1 protein-coding gene is annotated in these 443 nt (G+C 64.3%); it reads left to right on the top strand.

Translation table 11 applies throughout. The annotated features are described in order from the left end of the window. A partial coding sequence (locus KW840_RS28310; protein ID WP_218498468.1) for a VCBS domain-containing protein occupies nt 1-443 on the top strand: 443 nt, incomplete at both ends.

Raw genomic sequence — 443 nt, 5'->3', positions numbered from 1 at the left:
ATGGTGTCGCCAGTGCGGTGCAGTCGCTGAAGGCGGGCGAGAGTCACAACGAAGTGTTCAGCGTGCAGGTCAGCGATGGCCTCGGCGGCGTCGACACCCAACTGGTGACTATCACCGTCACCGGCAGCAATGACGCGCCAGTGCTCAGCTTCGCGACCGGCCATGATGCGGGCTCGGTGCAGGAAGACAGCACGCTCAGCGTCAGCGGCCAGTTCAGCTCGGTCGACATCGACCACGATGCCACCGCCACCTGGAGTATTGCCGGGTCAAATACCGGCACCTATGGCTCGATCGCCGTGGACAACAGCGGCCAGTGGACCTACACCCTGGCCAACGGCACCAATGGTGTCGCCAGTGCGGTGCAGTCGCTGAAGGCGGGCGAGAGTCACAACGAAGTGTTCAGCGTGCAGGTTAGCGACGGCCTCGGCGGCGTCGACACCCAG

Origin of the sequence: Pseudomonas sp. PDM30 (assembly GCF_019218985.1) — a bacterium.
GTDB classification, from domain to species: domain Bacteria; phylum Pseudomonadota; class Gammaproteobacteria; order Pseudomonadales; family Pseudomonadaceae; genus Aquipseudomonas; species Aquipseudomonas jessenii.
Note: the sequence above shows the minus strand (reverse complement) of the source record. Positions and strands in the feature narration are given on the sequence as shown.